We start from the raw sequence: 18598 nt of genomic DNA, 5'->3' as shown, positions 1-18598 counted from the left end.
CCCGTCACGTCCCGCGACATCAGTAGCGAGCGGCCGAGGGCTCGACGGCGTCGACCCAGGCCAGGACACCGCCCGCGAGGTGGGCGACCTGCGTGAAGCCCGCCGCCGCGAGGGCCCGCGCCGCGCGCTCCGAGCGCGCGCCGCTGCGGCAGTACAGGACCAGCCGCCGGTCACGCGGGAGCTCTGGGAGCGCCTCGCCCGTGAGGATGCGGGCGAGCGGCACCGAGCGGGAGCCGGCGATCACGACGATCTCGCGCTCCTCGGGCTCGCGGACGTCGACGACGACGAGACCCGGGTCCCGGCCCTCGCCGGCGACCTCGCCCGCACCGACCCCCGCGAGCGCGTCCGCGAGCTCGCGCGGGCTCAGCGTGGGGACGGCCTGGTCCACGTGCAGCGCGTCGTCGGCGGGCCGAGCATCCGCTGGCACAGCGTCCTCGGCAAACACAGCGTCCTCGGCAAGCACAGCGTCCTCGGCAAGCACAGCGTCCTCGGCAAGCGCATCGTCCTCGGCGAGCACAGCGTCGTCGGCCGCCCTTCCGCCGCCCTGGAGCCGGACCTCCGACCAGCGCGCGGCGAGCCCGTCCAGCACCAGCACCCGGCCGAGCAACGGCTCCCCCGCGCCCGTGATGAGCTTGACCGCCTCGGTCGCCATCACCGTGCCGACCTGGCCGCACAACGCGCCGAGCACCCCGGCCTCACCGCAGGACGGCACGCTCCCGGCCGGCGGGGGGCTCGGGAAGAGGTCGCGCAGCTGCACGGGCGGGACACCGCTCGAGGCCGGGGGTCGACCCCAGAACACGGACACCTGCGCGTCGAACCGCAGCACCGAACCCCACACCTCCGCCAGACCCAGCCGTACGCAGGAGTCGTTCACGAGGTACCGGGTGGCGAAGTTGTCGGTGCCGTCGACCACGAGGTCGTAGCCGCGGAGCACGTCGTCCACCGTCTCGCGGGTCAGGCGGACGTCGTGCAGCACGACGTCGAGGTCGGGGTCGACGGCGAGGACGGCGTCGCGCGCGCTGTCGAGCTTCGGGCGGCCCACGTCGGACCGGCCGTGCACCACCTGGCGCTGCAGGTTGCTCACGGCGACGTCGTCGAAGTCGACGATCCCGAGCCTGCCGACGCCGGCCGCGGCGAGGTAGAGCAGCACGGGCGCGCCGAGGCCCCCGGCGCCGATGACGCACACCCTCGCGGCGCGCAGCCGGCGCTGCCCGTCGCGTCCGAGCGCGGGCAGGAGGAGGTGGCGCGAGTACCGCTCGACCTCGTCCCGGGTCAGCGGCGGCCCGGGCTCGACGAGCGGCGGGACCCGGACGGCAGTGACCGCGCCGTTGCGACCGTCGGCAGCCGCAGCGCGCTCCTCGGCCCTGCGGCTCGCGCCGGCCGGGCGGCCCTCGGCAGCCGTGCCGCCCACCGGCGGTGCGGCACCCACCGCTGCGGGACGTGACGCCATGGGTCGAGCGTAGCCGTCGGTGGATACTGCCCCGCGTCGCCGTCGATCACGAGGAGCCCACCCATGACGACCGTCCCGACCGAGCCCGCCCACCCGACCGAGCCCGCCCACCCGACCGAGCCCGCCCACCCCACCGAGCCCGCAGTCCCGACCGAGCCCGCCGGCCCCACGACCGCCGACCTCCACGACGAGCGGGGTCCGGAGCTCGAGTCGTGCGACCTCCAGCTGCGCCAGCTCGGCGGCCGGGCGCACTTCCGGGGCACCGTGGTCACGATCCGCTGCCACGAGGACAACGCGCTGGTCCGCAGCGTGCTCGCGGAGCCGGGTCACGGCCGCGTCCTCGTGGTGGACGGCGGCGGCTCGCTGCGCACCGCGCTCCTGGGCGACCGGATCGCGGCGTCCGCGGTCGCGAACGGGTGGGCGGGCGTCGTCGTGCACGGCGCGGTGCGCGACGTCGCGGTGCTCCGGACGCTCGACCTGGGCATCAAGGCGCTCGGCTCGAACCCGCGCAGGAGCGCGAAGACGGGAGCGGGCGAGCGCGACGTCCCGGTCGGCTTCGGTGGGGCCGTCTTCACCCCGGGCTCCGAGCTGGTGAGCGACGACGACGGGATCGTGGTCCTTCCGGTGGACTGACGCCCGACTCCCCCGCGCGGGAGCCCCCGACGTGCTACACACGGCACACGCCTGGTCAGACCCGCGTCCTCACCACGGAGGCCCCCATGCCGCAGCTCCTTCCCGGTCTCGAGCAGACCACGGTCGTCACGTCCCGGGCGCGGCTCGCCGCGATCACGCGGCCGGACCGCGTCGACGGTCAGCCGGTCCTGTTCGTGCACGGCAACGTGTCCTCGAGCCTGTTCTGGCAGCAGTCGCTGCTCGACGTGCCCGAGGGCTACCGGCCCCTCGCGGTGGACCTGCGCGGCTTCGGGGACAGCGAGGCGCTGCCGGTCGACGCGACGCGCGGCGTGCGTGACTACAGCGACGACCTCGCCGCGCTGGTCGAGGCGCTCGAGCTCGGTCCGTGCCACCTCGTCGGGTGGAGCATGGGCGGCGGGGTCACGCTCCAGTACCTGCGTGACCGCCCCGACCAGGTGCGCTCACTGACCCTCGTCAACCCGGTGTCGCCGTACGGCTTCGGAGCGACGCGGGGCCTGGACGGCGACCTGACCGACCCGGACGCGGCCGGCGCGGGCGGCGGCAGCGTGAACCCCGAGTTCGTCCGGCGCCTCGCCGCGCACGACACGTCGGCCGACGACGCCGCGTCGCCCCGACGCGTCCTGCTGTCCTACTACGTCAAGCCGCCCTTCGTCCCCGAGCTGCTGGACGTCTACGTCGAGTCGATGCTGAGCACCCACGTCGCCGACGGCGTCTACCCCGGCGACAGCGCCACGGTGCCCGGCTGGCCCGGCTTCGGGCCCGGTCCGCGCGGCGTGCTCAACACGATGGCGCCCACGTACTTCCGGATCGACGACCTGCACCTGATCGACCCGAAGCCGCCGATCGCCTGGTTCCGTGGGGCCGCGGACCAGATCGTCAGCGACACGTCGGCGTTCGACCTGGCTCACCTCGGCTCGCTCGGTGTCGTGCCCGGCTGGCCCGGCGCGGACGTGCTCCCGGCGCAGCCCATGGTCGCCCAGACGCGCGCGGTCCTCGAGCGGTACGGGGCCGCGGGCGGCCGGTGGACCGAGGTCGTGTTCGACGACGCCGGGCACAGCCCGCACCTCGAGGCCCCGGCGGACTTCGCGAAGGCGCTCGCGGAGAGCCTCGACGCCGGTCGTTGACGATTCCGCGCGCGGACCTGTGTGCGCCCGCCACTCCGCGGGGTCCAACTGCATGGCGCAAGCACACGGATCGGAGCGCTTCGTCGCCATAACGTGACCTGGCATGAGCACCCAGCCACCGGCGGCCGGCCAGTCGGGCACGCCAACCTTGCGCGGACGACGGGCCATCGTGACGGGTGCCGCGAGCGGCATCGGTGCGGCCTGCGTCGAGCGCCTGGTCGCCGCGGGCGCGCACGTGGTGGCGGTCGACCGCGACCGCGCGGCCCTCGACAGGCTCGTGGCGAGGGTCGACGACGTCACCCCCGTCGTGTGCGACCTCGCCGACCTCGACGCCGTGGACGCGTTGCCGGGAGACGTCGACATCCTCGTCAACAACGCGGGCGTCCAGCACGTCTCGCCGGTGCACGAGTTCCCGCCGGAGCGGTTCTCGTTCATCCTCCGGCTGATGCTCGAGTCACCGTTCAGGCTCGCCCGCCTCGTGCTCCCCCACATGTACGCGCAGGAGTGGGGCCGCATCGTCAACGTGTCGAGCGCGCACGGGTTGCGGGCGAGCCCCTTCAAGTCGGCCTACGTCTCCGCCAAGCACGGGCTCGAGGGGCTCAGCAAGGTCATCGCGGTCGAGGGAGCGCCGCACGGCGTCACGAGCAACTGCGTGAACCCGGCGTACGTCCGCACCCCGCTCGTGGAGAAGCAGATCGAGGCGCAGGCGCAGGCGCACGGCATCGAGCCGGACGACGTCGTGAGCACCGTGATGCTCGGCCGCGTCGCCGTCAAGCGGCTCATCGAGCCGTGGGAGGTCGCCGACATGGTGGCGTTCCTGTGCGGGCCGGCCTCCGCGTCGGTGTCCGGTGCGTCGTTCGCGATGGATGGCGGATGGACCGCGCAGTAGACGACAGGCAGGGGGCCATGGTGGAGCGCGTCGGGGTGAGGCCGTGACGACGGTGGGCGGCCGGGTCGGTGCTGCCCCGCAGACGGCGCTCGAGCTGCTGCGCCTGCTCGCCGAGGACGCGCCGGCCGAGCTGCTCGAGCAGCAGGCTGCTCAGGTCGAGGCGGCGAACCCGGGCGCGGGGGCTGCCGCGCGGCCGCTCGCGCTCCGCGTCCGCGCCGTGCTGGACGCCCGGCGGCGCCGCGAGGCCGAGCTGAGCGCGCTCGTCGACACGGCCCGCGAGCTGGCCTCCATGCGCGACCCGGGCCACGTGCTCGAGGCGATCGTCCGCCGCGCCCGCACGCTGCTGGGCACCGACGTCGCGCACCTGACGCTGCACGACAAGGCGCGGGGTGACACCTACATGCGCGCGACGGACGGCGCCGTCTCCCCCGTGTTCAAGTCCGTGCGACTACCGCTGGGCACAGGGCTCGGCGGGCTCGTCGCCCAGACCAGGCGCCCCTACTGGACCACCGACTACTTCGCGGACCTCCGGTTCCAGCACGCCGAGAAGCTGGACAACGCGGTCGCGGACGAGGGTCTCGTCGCCATCTGCGGCGTGCCCCTCCTCGTCGACGAGGAGTTCGTGGGCGTGCTCATGGCGTCCAACCGGAGCCCGCGACCGTTCACCCACGAGGAGGTCTCGCTCCTCGGGTCACTCGCGGCCCTCGCCGCGGTCTCCATCGTGCAGGCTCGCGCGGCGGCCGAGACCCAGGAGGCGTTGTCGGCGCTGTCGGTCGCGTACGAGACCGTGCGCCGTCAGGCCACCGCGGCGGAGCGCGCGGCGACCGCGCACGACCAGTTCGCCCAGATCGTGCTCTCCGGCGGCGGGGTCGACGACATCGCGTCGGCCCTCGCCGAGCTGCTGGGCGGCTGGGTGGTCGTCCTCGACGCCCGGGGACGGCGCACGGCTGCCCACGGGGAGGGCCCGCCACCCGAGACGGGCGGCACGGACCCGCTCGCGACGAGTGCCGCCGTCCGGGCGTCCGACTCGTCGGGGCGGCTCGCCGCCTCGGGCGGCATCTGGGCCGCCGCCGTCGCAGCCGCGGGCGACCGGATGGGCACGCTGGTGCTCGGCGGCCGCCAGCCCCTCGACGCGAACGACCAGCGCACGGTCGAGCGCGCCGCCGTGGTCACCGCGCTGCTGCTGCTGTTCCGCCAGCAGGCGTCCGAGAGCGAGCTGCGGGTGCGGACCGACCTCCTCGCCGACCTCCTCTCGCCCGACGCGTCCACCGCGCACGTGACGACGCTGCCGGCGCGCGCCCGCCTCCTCGGGATCGACCTCAGCGAGCCGCACGTCCTCGCGGTGTGCCAGCCGGCACCCGGGCAGTCGCGCCGGAGCGTGGTCGTCGCTGCGGCTGAGCTCCTCGAGGAGCTCACCGCTCCCGGGCGCGGTCGTCCCGGCCATCCCGGCCTTGTCGGCGAGCACGCCGGCGACGTCGTGGTTCTGGTCCCGGGAGGTGACCCGTCCACCGTGGCGACCCGGCTCGCGGAGCGGCTGAGCGGCGCGGGCACACCGGTGACGGTCGGCGCCGCCGGTCCGGTGGTGCCCGAGAACGGGCTGCGCGAGGCGTACCCCGAGGCCGTCCGGACGTCGCAGGCCCTCATCTCGCTCGGCACACCCGGCCGAGGGGCCTGTGCGACCGACCTCGGCTTCGCCGGGCTCGTCGTGGGCGGCACGCCCGACGTCGGACGCTACGTGACGTCCGTGCTGGGACCGCTGCTCGACTACGACGCCCGACGACGCAGCGACCTCCTCGGGACCGTCGAGGCGTACTTCGCGGCGGGCATGAGCCCGAGCCGGGCGGCGGGCGCGCTGCACGTCCACGTCAACACGGTCGCGCAACGGCTCGAGCGCGTCGCGCACGTCCTGGGCCCGGACTGGGCCGCGCCGGGGCGCGCCATGGAGGTCCAGCTGGCGCTTCGCCTCCATCGGCTCAACGGGACGGCCCCGCGCGATCGCTGAGCGTCGAGCTCGCGCACCACGTCCGGGCGCCGAGCCGGTAGAGCACGTGAGGGGCGACCGGGTGCCCGCTCGGGACGCGGGGATGGAGGAAGTCACCGTCGGGATCCCGCCGCATCCCGAGCCGCTCCATCACGGCCTGTGACCGCGCGTTGGTACGCGCCGTGAACGAGACGATCTCGCCGAGGCCCAGGTAGCGGAAGCCGTGCTCGACGGCGTGGCGGGCCGCCTCGGTCGCGTAGCCGCGGCCCCATGCCCAGCGAGCCAGGCGCCAGCCGACCTCCGTGCAGGGCCCGAACGAGGCGGGCCACGTCGGCACCGCGAGGCCGGTGAAGCCGGCGAACGCGCCAGCGTCCGCGCCCTCGGTGACCTCGAGCGCCCACAGCCCCCAGCCGTCCCGTTCGAGGACCGCGTCGGCCCGGGCAGCGAGCGCGTCGCTCGCCGCCCGGTCCAAGGGCGCGGGGAAGTGCGCCATGACCTCCGGGTCGGCGTTCAGCTCGGCGAACGGGCCGAGGTCGTCGGCCCGCCAGCGCCTCAGGTGCAGGCGTGGCGTCCGGATCTCCATCGGACCAGTGTGCCGCGCGCCCACCGACGATCCGCCCCCGGGACCGGTCGGAAGTGGATCGGGCGGCCCGTGACCGGGCGCGGCCCGTGGACCGGGCGGCCCGTGGACCGGGCGGCCCGTGGACCGGGCGGCGCGTGGCGGCGGCGCGTGGCGGCGGCGCGGACGGCGCGAGGGGTGCCACGCCTGAGCGTCGCACCCCTCTGCCGTGCCGGTGCCGACCCGACCTCGCACGGACGCCGGCCGGCCTCATGACCTCGCTACGTCCGAGATCGGAACCGTGCCTTGAGGTCACGAACGGTGCCCCAGATGCCGCGGCGGAACGCGAGCACGACGATGACGAACACCGTGCCGGTGATGATCCCGATGCCCTCGAAACCCGAGGTCGCGAGCCAGTCCTCGAGCATGACGACCAGCGCGGCACCGATCGTGCCGCCCCACAGCGTGCCGATCCCGCCGAGCACGGTGATGAGCACGACCTTGCCCGACGTCGTCCAGTTCAGCTCCTGCAGCGACGCGAAGCCGTGGCTGATCGAGAACAGACCACCCGCCGTGCCGGCCAGGCCCGCGGACATCACGAACGCCATGACCTTGTACCGCTGGACGTCGTACCCGAGCGCGCTGGCGCGCGCGGGGTTGTCCCGGATCGCGACCAGCACCTTGCCGAACGGCGAGTGGATGATCCGCCAGGCGGCCCACATGCCGAGCAGCACGATCGGTAGGCCCGCGTAGTAGAAGTAGAACGGGTCGGTCTCGATCAGCTCGATGCCGAAGAAGTTCCGCGGGATGCCCTGGAGCCCGTTCTCGCCGCCCGTGACGTCGCGCCACTGGTTCGCGAAGAAGTACAGCATCTGGGCGAAGGCGAGCGTCACCATCGCGAAGTAGATGCCGCTGCTGCGCACCGAGAGGAAGCCGATCGGCACCGCGAGCAGCATCGCGAACAGCGCGCCGACGAGGATGGCCACCGGGAACGGCACCCCGACGTTGATCGCGACGAGGCCCGTCACGTAGGCCGAGCCGCCCCAGAAGGCGGCGTGGCCGAACGAGAGCAGTCCCGTGAACCCGAGCAGCAGGTCGAGCGCGATGGCGAAGAGCGCCCACGCCGCGATGTCCATGGCCAGCGGCGGGTACACCAGCCACGGGAGCGACAGCGCGGCCAGGAGCCCGACCGCCAGCAGGACCCAGCGGAGCGGGCTGCGCCGGGACGCCAGGTGGTTGGCCGCCGCGGCGACGCTCGTGATCGTTGTGGGGGCCGACGTCATCGCGACTCCTCCCGTCCGAAGAGACCTGATGGCTTCACCAGGATGACCAGGGCCATCACCACGAAGATCACGACCTGCGCGAAGGTCGGCGCGTACGCCTGGCCGAACGCCTCGACCAGCCCCACGAGGAAGCCGGCGACGACGGCGCCCAGCACCGACCCCAGCCCGCCGATCACGACCACGGCGAAGAGGATGATGACGAAGTTGCTGCCCATGTCGGCGGTGATGGCGCGGAACGGCGCCGCGAGGACGCCCGCCAGGCCGGCGAGCGCGATGCCGAAGCCGAACACCGGGGTGACCCAGCGGCCGACGTCGACGCCGAGCGCGCGGGTCAGCTCCGGCCGCTCCGTCGACGCCCGGACGATCATGCCGATCCGGGTCTTGGTGAGGAGCAGCCAGACGAGGACGCAGACGACCAGCGAGAACGCGAAGACGAACAGCTGGAAGGTCGGGAGCCGGACGTCACCCACGGTGACCTGACCGCTGAGGATCTCGGGCCGCGTGTACGGCAGGCCCGAGACGCCGTACTGCCGCTTGATCAGGTCGACGAGCACGAGGCTCAGGCCGAACGTCAGCAGGAAGTTGTAGAGCGGGTCGAGCGCGACGAGGAATCGCACGAGCAGCCGCTCGAGCAGGATGCCGAACACGAACATGATGAGCGGCACGACGACCAGCGCCGGCCAGAAGCCGAGGCCGAAGTTCTGCAGGAGGAGCGCCGAGACGACCGCGCCCAGCATGTAGCACGCGCCGTGGGCGAAGTTCACCACCCCGAGCACACCGAAGATGACGGCCAGGCCGAGCGCGGCGAGGGCATAGAAGCTCCCGGCGGCCAGTCCTTGGACCGTGTACTGGAGGATCTCGTTCATAGGTCCTTTTTCCTGTGTCGCACCGCGACGGTTGGCGGGACTGCGGGGCGGGCGTCCCGGGACCTGCGTCCCGGGACGCCCTCCGTCGTCAGCTGCCGAGGTTGCAGCCCGCGGCGATGGAGTCCTCGACCGGGCGGAACGCCTCGCTCGCGTCGATCGTGGCGAGGATCTCCTCGTAGTCCCAGTCCTCGCTCACGGATGCCTCGTCCTTCACCTTGGCGAGGTAGGCGTCGTGCACGACGCGGTTGTCCTCGGCGCGGAACTCGCCGTTGCGCAGGAACACGTCGTTGACCTTGTACCCCTGGAGCTCGCTCACGATGGCGTCCGCGTCGTCGGTGCCCGCACGCTGGACGGCGTCGAGGTACTGCTTGGCAGCCGAGTAGTTCGCCGCGTGCGCGAACGAGGGTCGGGTGCCCGTGATCTCCATGAACCGGTCGGCCCACTCACGGTTCTCGTCGTCGTAGTTCCAGTACCACGCCTCGGTGAAGGTGGTCCCGGCGAACTGGTCGACACCGAGCGAGTTGATGTCGGTGATGAACATGAGGCCGACCGCGAGCTCGATGCCCTGGTCCCGCAGACCCGCCTCGTTGTACTGCTTGACGAAGTTGATCAGGTCACCGCCGGCCTGCATCGAGCCGATGACGTCGGGGTTGCTGGCGGCCGCCTTGGTGAGGAAGGTGGCGAAGTTGTCGTTCGGGAACGGCGTCGGGATCGCCTCGACGACCGCGCCGCCCGAGCCCTCGATCGCCGTGGTGAACGACTTGGTCATGTCCTGACCGAACGCGTAGTCCGGGTAGATGATCGACCAGTTGGTGCCGCCCTGCTCCGTCACGGTCTTGCCCGTGCCGTTGGCGAGCATGTACGTGTCGTAGGCGTAGTGGAACGTGTACTTGTTGCACTGCGCGCCCGTGAGCTCGGTCGTCGCCGCGCCGATGTTGAAGTAGAGCTTCTTGTTCTCCTTCGCCTGCGTCGCGACGGCGAGCGCCGCGGACGAGGCCGGGACGTCGAAGATGGCGTCGGCCTTGTTGCGGTCGTACATCTCCTGCGCCTTGGTGTTCGCCACCTCGGGCTTGTTCTGGTGGTCCGCGGTGATGACCTCGATCTCGGTCGCCACCGCGTCGTCGCCGTACTCGGCCTTGTAGTCCTCGACGGCCATCTTCACGGCCTCGACGCTGTTCGGGCCCGAGAGGTCCTTGTACACGCCGGACTGGTCGTTGAGGACGCCCAGCACGACCTTGCCGTCGGTCAGCTCGTCCTCGCCCGTCTGGGCCGTCGGCCCGGCCTGCCCGCACGCCGCGAGGAGCAGCGCGCCGGACAGCGCCGCAGCGGCCGCCGTGGTGGTCTTGTGTCGCATGGTTCGGTGTCTCCCTCGTGAGAGCGACGCCGCCGTTGGCGCCGCGAGTGGTGGTGCGTTGTGCGTGGACCGCGTGCGGGTTCGCCGCGAGCCGGTCGTGGTGTGCCTGGTCACATCCCGAGGTGCTCGAGCAGCTCCTCGCGTCGTTCCTTGAACTCGGTGTTGCCGAGGTGCTCGACAACCCGGCCCTGTGCGAGCAGGTAGTGGCGGTGCGCCACGGTGCTCGCAAACCTGACGTTCTGCTCGACAAGGAGCACGGCGACACCGTCCGCAGAGACGGTGCGGATGATCTCGCCGATGCGCTGGACGATCACGGGCGCGAGGCCCTCCGTCGGCTCGTCCAGGAGCAGGATCCGGGCGCCGGTGCGCAGCACCCGCGCGATCGCCAGCATCTGCTGCTCGCCGCCCGAGAGCGTCGTGCCGGGTGCCGCGCGGCGGTCCGCGAGCACGCCGAACGAGTCGTAGATGCGCTCGAGCGGCCAGGCGTCGGCCCCCGTGACCGGCGGGAGGAGCAGGTTCTCCTCGACCGTCAGGGTCGCGTAGACGCCGCGGTCGTCCTGCACCCAGCCGAGGCCGGCCCGCGCGCGCCGGTGCGGACCCTGCTTCGAGAGGTCGGTCCCGTCGAACCGGACCGCGCCCTCCTGGTGCTTGTGCAGGCCCATCACTGAGCGCAGCAGCGTCGTCTTGCCGGCGCCGTTGCGGCCGACGAGCGTGACCACCTCGCCGGCGCCCACGTGGAGCGAGACGTCGTTCAGCACCCTCGCCTCGCCGTACCACGCGGACAGTCCCTCGACCACGAGTCCGTCGTCGAGCGAGGCCGCCTTGGGCTCAGTCATCCTGTTCCTCTCCCAGGTACGCGGTGATCACCCGCGGGTCGGTCCGGACCGCGTCGTAGGGGCCCTCGGCGAGCACGCGACCCTGCTGGAGCACCGTGACCTGATCGGCGAGGCTGCCGACCACGTGCATGTTGTGGTCGACGAACACGACCGTGCGGCCGACGGCGACGCGGCGCACGAGCTCGATCGTGCGACTCACGTCCTCGATCCCCATGCCGGCGGTGGGCTCGTCGAGCAGGAGCAGTCGCGGCTCGAGCGCGAGCGCGATGGCGAGCTCGAGCGCGCGCTTGCGGCCGTAGGCGAGCGCGCCGGCGGGCTCGTGCGCCTGGTCGGACAGGCCGACCTCCTCGAGGAGCTCGGCAGAGCGGTCGGCGAACCGGCCCATGAGGACGTCCGACCGCCAGAACTTCAGGCCCTGGCCCGTCGAGCTCTGCAGCGCGAGCTCCAGGTGCTCGGTCGCCGTGAGCTGGTCGAACAGGCTCGTGATCTGGAACGAGCGTGCGACGCCGAGGTGCGCCATCTTCTCGGGCGGCAGACCCGTGACGTCCTGGCCCGCGAGCGTGACCGTGCCCGACGACGGTGCGAGGAACCCGGTCAGGAGGTTGAACAGCGTCGTCTTCCCGGCGCCGTTGGGCCCGACGAGCGCGTGGACCGAGCCCTCCCGGACCTGCAGGTCCACGCCGTTGACGGCGGTGAACCCGCGGAACGACTTCGTCAGGCCCGACGTCGTGAGCAGGGCGCCGCCCAGCGACGGCCGATGATCAGCACGTGTGCTCGTGTGGTCCGCGTCGGCAGCCTTCACGCCACTCCACCTCCATACCGAGGCGCACCGTGCGCCATCGCCGTGTCCCGCAACGCTAGGGACCTGGGCAGCAGGCATACATGGGTCGTCGGGACATAGTCCAACCGAGGTCCATGGGCTCGACCACCATGTCCGGCGCGATCTCGCGCGATTCGCGCCGTATCTGCAGCCGGGGGGTGGGGAGCCCGCAGGCCCTACCCTGACGGGACCGACGCCGCCGGCGCCGGGTCGGTGGAGGGATGCGGGATGCGCGTCGGGATCGTCGGTCTCGGGGACATCGCGACCAAGGCGTACCTCCCGGTGCTCACGGCGACCCTCGGCGTCGTGCCCGTGCTGGTGACCCGTGACCCCGCCAGGCTCGCGGCGACAGCCGACCGGTACCGCGTCCGCGACCGGTTCCGCTCGGTCGACGAGGCGCTCGTGGCCGGCCTCGACGCGGCCTTCGTGCACACGCCGTCGCAGACGCATCCCGCGATCGTGACGACGCTGCTCGGTCACGGGGTGCCGGTGCTGGTCGACAAGCCGATCGCCACGGACCTGGCCTCGGCGCGCGAGGTCGTCGAGACCGCGACACGGCTCGGGGTCTCCCTGGCGGTCGGGTTCAACCGGCGCCACGCGCCCGCGATCCGTGAGCTCGCCGACTGGCCGGACCGCGACGTGGTGGTGCTCCACAAGCACCGCCAGCTCGCGCTCGGGTCGGCTCGCGCCATGGTCTTCGACGACTTCATCCACGTCGTCGACACCCTGCGGTTCCTCGTCCCGCGCGCTGACGGCGCGCTCGAGCCCGACGACGTGGAGGTCTCCGTCCGCACCGCCGACGACGGCTCGTGCCGGCGCGTCGCGGTCCGGTTCACAGGAGCCGGTCGGCTCGCGATCGGGGTCATGAGCTGGACCGCCGGGACGGCGCACGAGGGGCTCGACGTGATCGGGGACGGGCGGCGACGTCAGGTCGTCGACCTCGCCGACGTCGTCGACTTCGACGGCGGCGAGGTGGTCCGCCGTCGGGACGGCTGGGCGCCCGCGACCCGGCTGCGCGGGTTCGAGGCGATGTGCGACGCGTTCCTCACCGCCGTCCGGGACGGCCACCACCTCGACGCCACCGACGCGCTGCGCACGCACGAGCTGTGCGAGCACGTCGTGCGGCACGTCGAGCAGCACGCCGGCGCTCGGGGCACCGGCGGGACCGGTGGCACCGACCGCACCGGAGGGACCGGTGGCACCGACGGGATGGACGGCACCGACGGGACGTCGTGCCGATGATCCTCCCCGACCGCCCGGCATCGCCGCTGCCGGCAGCGCGCCGCTGCCGGCAGCGCGTTCCGGCCGTGCGTTCCGGCCGTGCGTTCCGGCCACGCGTTCCGGCCACGCGTTCCGGCCGCGGGTGGCGAGAAGTCGTCGGAGAGCGCCGCCGAGGTCGTCGTCGAACGGGTCGGCGTCGGTGGCCGCTGGGGCTCGTGACGCGGACAGCGCGGAGCAGGGACCTGGGTCCCAGGTGGACGGCAGTCCGGCGTGGTGCCCTGGGGGCATGGCCCTACCCGCGCACGTCCTCCCTCGCCCGCGCCGTGCACGTGCCGCAGCCGGTGCTCCCGTGCACGGTCAGGCACGGGGTCGACGACGCCGCGTCCGGCCCGCGATCCCGTCCGAGTCCGCGGTGCTGTGGACGCTGCACCGGGCCCTGGTCGACGACGCGTGCGCGTTCGAGACCTTCGTGGCCCCCGGCCCGGAGCCGGTCGACGGGACGGCCGGGTTCGTGCTCGTCTGCGAGGTGCGGGACGCCATCGTCGGCTACCTCTCCCTCGTCGAGGTCGACGGCTCCCGCTGGGAGCTGCGTGCCCTCGGAGTCACCCCCGAGCACCGCCGCACCGGCGTCGCGGCCGCCCTGCTCCACGATGCGCTGCGCCGGCTCCCGGCGAGCGTGTGCGGGCTCGAGGGCACCGCGCCCGACGAGCGGTCCGCCGCGTGGGCCGAGGCGCTCGGGTTCACCCTTGACCGGACGGGAGGGGCCGTTCGCGCGCGGGGCGACGTGACGCACCTGCGCGAGCGGACCTGACTCGACCGGCACGGTCACCGGCTGCGAGCGGGTCGCGCACGCACGAGCCGGTCGAAGCGTCCACGGTTCCCCGGTGACGCGGGCCGGATCCGCGCGTAGCGTCGTGGTCCGCGGCGCCACCTCCGACGCGCGCCGGTCGATGCAAGGAGGGCTGTCATGTCGCAGACGCCGGACCAGGGGGCGCAGGACGCCGGGGTCTCGCCGGGGAGCTCGCCGGAGCCCCGTGACGATTCGCCGGAGCCCCGTGACGAGTGGGCACCGAACCCGGATGACATCACCGACCCGCTTGCCGAGGCCGACGCGGGCACGACGGCGGGGGGGACGACGGCGGGGGGGACGACAGCGGCGGGGAATACAGCGGCGGGGACGACAGCGGCGGGGACGGCCGGCGCAGGGACGGCGGACCCGGCCGACGACGTGGACCTGCCCGATCCGCCCGTGGTCGAGCCCACGGACTGACGCGACGCCGGGCCTACCGACCGACGCGACGCCGGTGACCCGGCGAGGCGCGCCCGACCTCAGGCGTCGCGGGCCTGCTCGAGCACCTCGAGGATCGTCGGCACGAGCGCAGGGTCGCTGAGCACCCGGAAGTGCCCGGGCGTCGCGAGCTGGACGTTGGTCGCGCCGTCGAGCGCGCTCCCGCCGGGGATGTGCGGGTCGAACTGGCTCGAGATCGACGTGATGCGGGAGTTCACCTCGAGCTCGGCGGCGAGCCCCGCCAGCACCGTGTCCGTGGGGACGAAGGCGCGCACGGCGGCGAGCGGGACCCACCGCGCGTACGGCGAGCCCGCGAACGGGGTGTTGATCGTGACCATCGCCCGGATCCGGTGCTCCGGGTCGAGCCGGAGCATGGCGTACTTGCCGATGAGGCCGCCCTTGCTGTGCCCGACGACGACGACGTCGCGCAGGTCGGCCTCGGCGAGGTGCTCCGTGGTCAGCGCCGCCATGTCCGGGATGGTGCCGCGGTTGAACCCCAGCTTCTGGATCACGTGCACGTCGTGCCCGTGCCCGTGCAGCGCGCGGGCCAGCGGGCGCATGAACCGCCAGCTCTCGTAGACCCCCGGCACCAGCACGACCGGCGGGCGTACACCGCCCGACGGCACGCGGAGCTCCTGGGCCCCCCCGGGGACCACGAGCCCGACGACCTGCCACCACGTGACGTAGGCGTAGTCGGCGAGCCACCACCACGCGCGGCGGGCGAGGGTGGGCAGACGCCCGCGGCGAGCCGGCGTCGTCGTCGGCAGGACCGGGCGTCGGCGCGACGCGGCGGGCGACGCGGATCGTGGCCGCGGCGCCGTCGTCGGGCGCCGGAGCCGCCGGCCCACGGTCAGCAGGTCACGCCGCGGCACAGGTCCGCCACCACTGCCGGCTCGGTGTACATCGCGACGTGCCCCGAGTCAGGGACCTCGGCCACGCCGACGGTGGGCGCCGCCGCGGCCAGCTCGTCGAGCCAGTAGCGCGGAGCGATCGGGTCGTTCTCCCCGCGCACCAGCACCACGGGCGCGGTGGCATCACCCAACCGCTCGGCGAGCGGGTAGTCGAGCATGTGCGGCAGCGTCGCCGCGTACCGGCGCGGACCGCACCGCACGTAGTCCGCGGTGATCATCGCGTTGACCCGCATCGGCTCGTGGGCTCCGTCCTGCAGCAGTCGCATCCCCTGCCGCACCGCTGTGCGCTCGCGGGTGTTGGTGACGGGCCCGACGAGGACCCCGCGCGCCGCCGTCCCGGGGTGTACCGCGAGCAGCTCGGCCACGATCTGGCACCCCATCGAGTGCCCGACCACCACGGGGGCGACGAGGCCGTGCTCCGCGACGAGCGCAGCGACCACGCGAGCGTGCGCCGCGATCGACAGCACCTCCCGCGGTCGCGCGCTGCGGCCGAACCCGGGGAGGTCGGGGACGAGCACGTCCCCGACCTCCGCCAGCTCATCCGTCAGCGGACCGAAGTAGCGGCCCGACACGCCGATGCCGTGCACGAGCACGTACGCCGGCGCACCCGGCGTACCGGCTCTGGTCGCGACGACGTCGTGGCCCCCGGCGCGCGAGCGCACTGTCCGATGCCTGCGAGAGCTGTGCATGCAGGCAACGTACGGTCCGGGGCCCGGCGCCGCCGGTCGAGTGACGTCGTGGGCGCCGAGCGGGGTCCGGGCGAGTCGCCGGCCGCGCGTGGCGTGCCGCGACGGAGCGGCGCACGTCAGAGGCGCACGTCAGAGGCGCACGTCAGAGGCAGAGCCACACCCCGAGCCGGACCCTTCCATCATCAACGTCAGAGGCGCACGTCAGAACGGTGGCGGACCGTCCCGGTCGAACCGGGCACCAAGCGCGTCGGACCGTGGCGGATCGGCGTCGGGAGGCGGGCCGTGCGGACTCTCACGAGGAGGGGCACCTGGTCGCTCGGGCACGGCTCCCCCGAGCGGCATCGCGTGGGAAGGCACCACGGTGTCCCCGGCGAGGACGTGCCTGGCCTGGTCGGTGACGAGTCGGGCGGGGTCGGCGACGAGCCTGGCCTGGTCGGTGACGAGTCGGGCGGGGACGGCGACGAGCCTGGCCTGGTCGGTGACGAGCCGGGCGGGTTCGATCGGCACCGGCTCTCGAATGTGGGTGTGCCCGGTCGGCGCGGTCCACAGGGTCCTCCCGGTCGCGTCGTCACGGGTGACCGACCAGCCGGCGTGGGTCTTGAGTCGGTGGTGGTGGCGGCACAGCGCATGGAGGTTCTGCGTCGTCGTCTGCTCGGTACCGGCTGAGGCGCGCTCGTCGCTGCGCGCCGCTGAGACGTGGTCGAACGGGCGGATGTGGTCGAGGTCGCAGCGGGCCGCTGCGACGCGGCAGCCAGGGAAGGTGCAGGTGACGTCCCTGGCCAGCACGGTCGAGGTGAGGTCGGCCCCGGCACGGTAGCGGCGTGGTCCGATCCCGGTGAGCTGCCCGGTCGCGGGATCGGTGAAGATGCGCCGCCACGTCGCGTCGGTCGCGATCCTGCGAGCCATCGCGGCCGGAACCGGGCCGTACCCCGCGAGCTCGGCGGGCGTCTCGTCCAGGCCGAGCAACGTCGTCGCCGCCGCAGTGACCTGCAGGTGCGGGCGCCGCCCGTGCCGCGTGCGCAGCGGCGTCCCGACGTCGCCGCCGACGCCCGCCGGGACGACGCCGGTGTCGAGCACGTGACCGAGCACCCCCGTGAGCACGTCGGCGCGCCTGGCATCGATCCCGCGGGCGTCCTGTGGGGACGCGCAGCCCGCGACGGCGTCGAGCGCGGTGTACACGCACATCGCGTCGTCGGCCGGGAGGTAGGCGGTGAGCCATGCCATCGCATCCGGCGCAGGCGTCAGCCGTACGAACCGGTCGCTCGTCGCGCGCTGGTGACGCTTCGTGGCCGCCTCGGGGTCGGCGGCGAGCTCGAGCTGCCGGATCCGCGCCCGCAGCTGCGGGACCGTGAGCCCCGGGGCATCGGGGAGCAGGACGCGATGGGCGGCCCGCGCATCCGACACGTGGGTGCCCGGGAAGCCCTCGGACAGGACCGTGGCCTTGCGTACGTCGAGCGCGCCGGTCGCCAGCCCCGCGCGCAGCTCGGGCATCTCCTCCAGGTGCAGCGCCAGCACCACCTTCGCCTCGGCCGCGGCGCGGGTGACACCGAGCCGTGCGCCGACCTCGTCCACGACGAACTCGACACGTCCGGTGGCGGCGGAGCGCCGGTGGGCCAGCTCGGCGACGGCGGCGCTCTGCCGTCCGGCGACCCACGACCCCACCCGCTCCCACGCGGCGACCACCTCGACCAGCGCGGCGTCGTGCAGCTCGGCAGGGTCGAGCGCGATCAGGGTCTTGACCAGCTCGACGCCGGGCAGGTGCTCGTCGAGCAGCTCCGCGAGCGCGACGCCACGAGGGACCGAGCGGCCGCGGGCCGTCACAGCGGGATGGCCGACCCCCGTGGCCAACGCGCGCACCAGCTCACGGAACACCACGTCGAGGGGCGCCCCCGCGCGGCCCTCGACCGCGCGGCCCTCGACCGCGGACCCCGACCTCTCGCTCCCGAGGAACGCGTCCACGGACCGCGACGCGTCGGCGGACAGCGGCGCTTCGACGCCCACGTCGCCGTCGGACAGCGGCACATCGACGCAGCCGCCGCGTCGCACCTCAGCCCTCGATTCGAACACGTGTACGACTCTACGCTGCGCCACCGACATCACCCGGGCCCGGCGCACCTCGAGTGGCGGTCCTGGGGCTGCGGCGTAGCGTCGGACGCACCGGACGAGGAGGGGCTCCGGCCCGGCGACCCGGTCCACCGCGAGCCCGCGAGCCCGGGGGGTTGCGAGCCCGCGAGCCCGCGAGCCGATGACGCCGGCGGGCCGACCAGACGAAGCACACATGACGAAGCGCAACACGACGAGCACACCCGACGAGACACGGAGGTCACCGATGAGCGAGGACGCGACGAGGCCCGACGACGAGCTCGAGCCGATCCCCGAGACGCCGGTCGAGGTCCCCCAGGACGCCGACCTCCTCGAGCCGCGCGCGGACGACCTCGGCCTGACGGACCGGCAGGACGCGATCGACGGCACGGGGTTCGAGCTCGAGGAGGAGCGAGGATGAGCGAGCAGCCCGGGCCGCACCCTGACCACGAGCCCGAGGACGCGCCGTCGACCCCCGGATCCGACGGCGACGGCCCGGAACCCGGCTACACCTCGCCGTCGCAGCTGCGGCAGGAGGCCGGCCCGCGGCCGGGTCAGGAGACCGAGGAGACGGGCGCCGACGAGTAGCGC

Annotated in this window: 19 protein-coding genes; 9 read left to right on the top strand and 10 right to left on the bottom strand. The window is 73.6% G+C overall.

Going from position 1 to position 18598, the window contains the following annotated elements; all coding sequences use genetic code 11:
• Positions 1-19 precede the first annotated feature (19 nt).
• Positions 20-1450, bottom strand: a complete 1431-nt coding sequence (locus tag HIR71_RS02565) for a ThiF family adenylyltransferase (RefSeq protein ID WP_169323105.1) — start codon at positions 1448-1450, stop codon at positions 20-22.
• Between the two features lie 63 nt (positions 1451-1513).
• Between HIR71_RS02565 and rraA the strand changes: the two genes are divergently transcribed.
• From rraA to HIR71_RS02545, 4 genes are all read left to right on the top strand, one after another.
• Positions 1514-2083, top strand: a complete 570-nt coding sequence (rraA, locus tag HIR71_RS02560) for a ribonuclease E activity regulator RraA (protein WP_169323103.1) — start codon at positions 1514-1516, stop codon at positions 2081-2083.
• 86 nt (positions 2084-2169) lie between these two features.
• The gene (locus HIR71_RS02555) at positions 2170-3228 is read left to right on the top strand and encodes an alpha/beta hydrolase (protein ID WP_169323102.1); all 1059 of its coding nucleotides are present in this window, start codon (positions 2170-2172) and stop codon (positions 3226-3228) included.
• Between the two features lie 103 nt (positions 3229-3331).
• On the top strand, positions 3332-4117 hold the full coding sequence (locus HIR71_RS02550) for a 3-hydroxybutyrate dehydrogenase (protein ID WP_169323100.1): 786 nt from the start codon (positions 3332-3334) through the stop codon (positions 4115-4117).
• A gap of 43 nt (positions 4118-4160) precedes the next feature.
• Complete coding sequence (locus HIR71_RS02545; protein WP_211373681.1) at positions 4161-6119, top strand: helix-turn-helix domain-containing protein; 1959 nt, start codon at positions 4161-4163, stop codon at positions 6117-6119.
• Here the strand turns inward: HIR71_RS02545 and HIR71_RS02540 are convergent.
• From HIR71_RS02540 to HIR71_RS02515, 6 genes are all read right to left on the bottom strand, one after another.
• Positions 6091-6681, bottom strand: coding sequence for a GNAT family N-acetyltransferase (locus HIR71_RS02540; protein WP_169323096.1), 591 nt, complete (start codon positions 6679-6681; stop codon positions 6091-6093). The genes HIR71_RS02545 and HIR71_RS02540 overlap by 29 nt on opposite strands.
• Before the next feature lie 257 nt (positions 6682-6938).
• Entirely contained in the window at positions 6939-7940 is a 1002-nt protein-coding gene (locus HIR71_RS02535) for a branched-chain amino acid ABC transporter permease (protein WP_169323094.1), read from the bottom strand.
• Positions 7937-8806: a branched-chain amino acid ABC transporter permease gene (locus HIR71_RS02530; protein ID WP_169323093.1), complete on the bottom strand. Its 870-nt coding sequence runs from the start codon at positions 8804-8806 to the stop codon at positions 7937-7939. The genes HIR71_RS02535 and HIR71_RS02530 overlap by 4 nt, the downstream gene beginning before the upstream one ends.
• A gap of 88 nt (positions 8807-8894) precedes the next feature.
• Positions 8895-10160, bottom strand: a complete 1266-nt coding sequence (locus tag HIR71_RS02525) for an ABC transporter substrate-binding protein (protein WP_169323091.1) — start codon at positions 10158-10160, stop codon at positions 8895-8897.
• 110 nt (positions 10161-10270) lie between these two features.
• The gene (locus HIR71_RS02520; protein WP_169323089.1) at positions 10271-10996 is read right to left on the bottom strand and encodes an ABC transporter ATP-binding protein; all 726 of its coding nucleotides are present in this window, start codon (positions 10994-10996) and stop codon (positions 10271-10273) included.
• Complete coding sequence (locus tag HIR71_RS02515) at positions 10989-11798, bottom strand: ATP-binding cassette domain-containing protein (RefSeq protein ID WP_311836036.1); 810 nt, start codon at positions 11796-11798, stop codon at positions 10989-10991. Before HIR71_RS02515 ends, HIR71_RS02520 begins: the two co-directional genes overlap by 8 nt.
• Before the next feature lie 246 nt (positions 11799-12044).
• On the opposite strand from HIR71_RS02515, the gene HIR71_RS02510 reads away from it, so the two are divergent.
• The 3 genes from HIR71_RS02510 to HIR71_RS02500 all read left to right on the top strand — a co-directional run bounded on the left by HIR71_RS02510 (position 12045) and on the right by HIR71_RS02500 (position 14307).
• Positions 12045-13058: a Gfo/Idh/MocA family protein gene (locus HIR71_RS02510; protein WP_169323085.1), complete on the top strand. Its 1014-nt coding sequence runs from the start codon at positions 12045-12047 to the stop codon at positions 13056-13058.
• Positions 13059-13386: 328 nt separating this feature from the next.
• Positions 13387-13848 carry a GNAT family N-acetyltransferase gene (locus HIR71_RS02505; protein WP_169323084.1) on the top strand — a complete coding sequence of 154 codons (462 nt, stop codon included), beginning with the start codon at positions 13387-13389 and terminating at the stop codon, positions 13846-13848.
• Between the two features lie 156 nt (positions 13849-14004).
• Positions 14005-14307, top strand: coding sequence for a hypothetical protein (locus HIR71_RS02500; RefSeq protein ID WP_169322868.1), 303 nt, complete (start codon positions 14005-14007; stop codon positions 14305-14307).
• Between the two features lie 59 nt (positions 14308-14366).
• Here HIR71_RS02500 and HIR71_RS02495 read toward each other — a convergent pair whose 3' ends face one another.
• The 3 genes from HIR71_RS02495 to HIR71_RS02485 all read right to left on the bottom strand — a co-directional run bounded on the left by HIR71_RS02495 (position 14367) and on the right by HIR71_RS02485 (position 17992).
• Positions 14367-15197, bottom strand: a complete 831-nt coding sequence (locus tag HIR71_RS02495; protein ID WP_311836035.1) for an esterase/lipase family protein — start codon at positions 15195-15197, stop codon at positions 14367-14369.
• Positions 15176-15925, bottom strand: coding sequence for an alpha/beta fold hydrolase (locus tag HIR71_RS02490; protein WP_169323082.1), 750 nt, complete (start codon positions 15923-15925; stop codon positions 15176-15178). Before HIR71_RS02490 ends, HIR71_RS02495 begins: the two co-directional genes overlap by 22 nt.
• Before the next feature lie 201 nt (positions 15926-16126).
• Entirely contained in the window at positions 16127-17992 is a 1866-nt protein-coding gene (locus tag HIR71_RS02485; RefSeq protein WP_169323080.1) for an HNH endonuclease signature motif containing protein, read from the bottom strand.
• A gap of 262 nt (positions 17993-18254) precedes the next feature.
• Here HIR71_RS02485 and HIR71_RS02480 point away from each other — a divergent pair, with 262 nt between their 5' ends.
• Both HIR71_RS02480 and HIR71_RS02475 read left to right on the top strand, forming a co-directional pair.
• On the top strand, positions 18255-18428 hold the full coding sequence (locus HIR71_RS02480) for a hypothetical protein (RefSeq protein WP_169323078.1): 174 nt from the start codon (positions 18255-18257) through the stop codon (positions 18426-18428).
• On the top strand, positions 18425-18595 hold the full coding sequence (locus HIR71_RS02475; RefSeq protein WP_169323076.1) for a hypothetical protein: 171 nt from the start codon (positions 18425-18427) through the stop codon (positions 18593-18595). The genes HIR71_RS02480 and HIR71_RS02475 overlap by 4 nt, the downstream gene beginning before the upstream one ends.
• The last annotated feature ends 3 nt before the right edge of the window (positions 18596-18598 follow it).

Source organism: Cellulomonas fimi, from assembly GCF_012952065.1.
Taxonomy (GTDB): domain Bacteria; phylum Actinomycetota; class Actinomycetes; order Actinomycetales; family Cellulomonadaceae; genus Pengzhenrongella; species Pengzhenrongella fimi_A.
The sequence above is the reverse complement of the archived record's forward strand: the minus strand, read 5'-3'. Positions and strand labels throughout refer to the sequence as shown.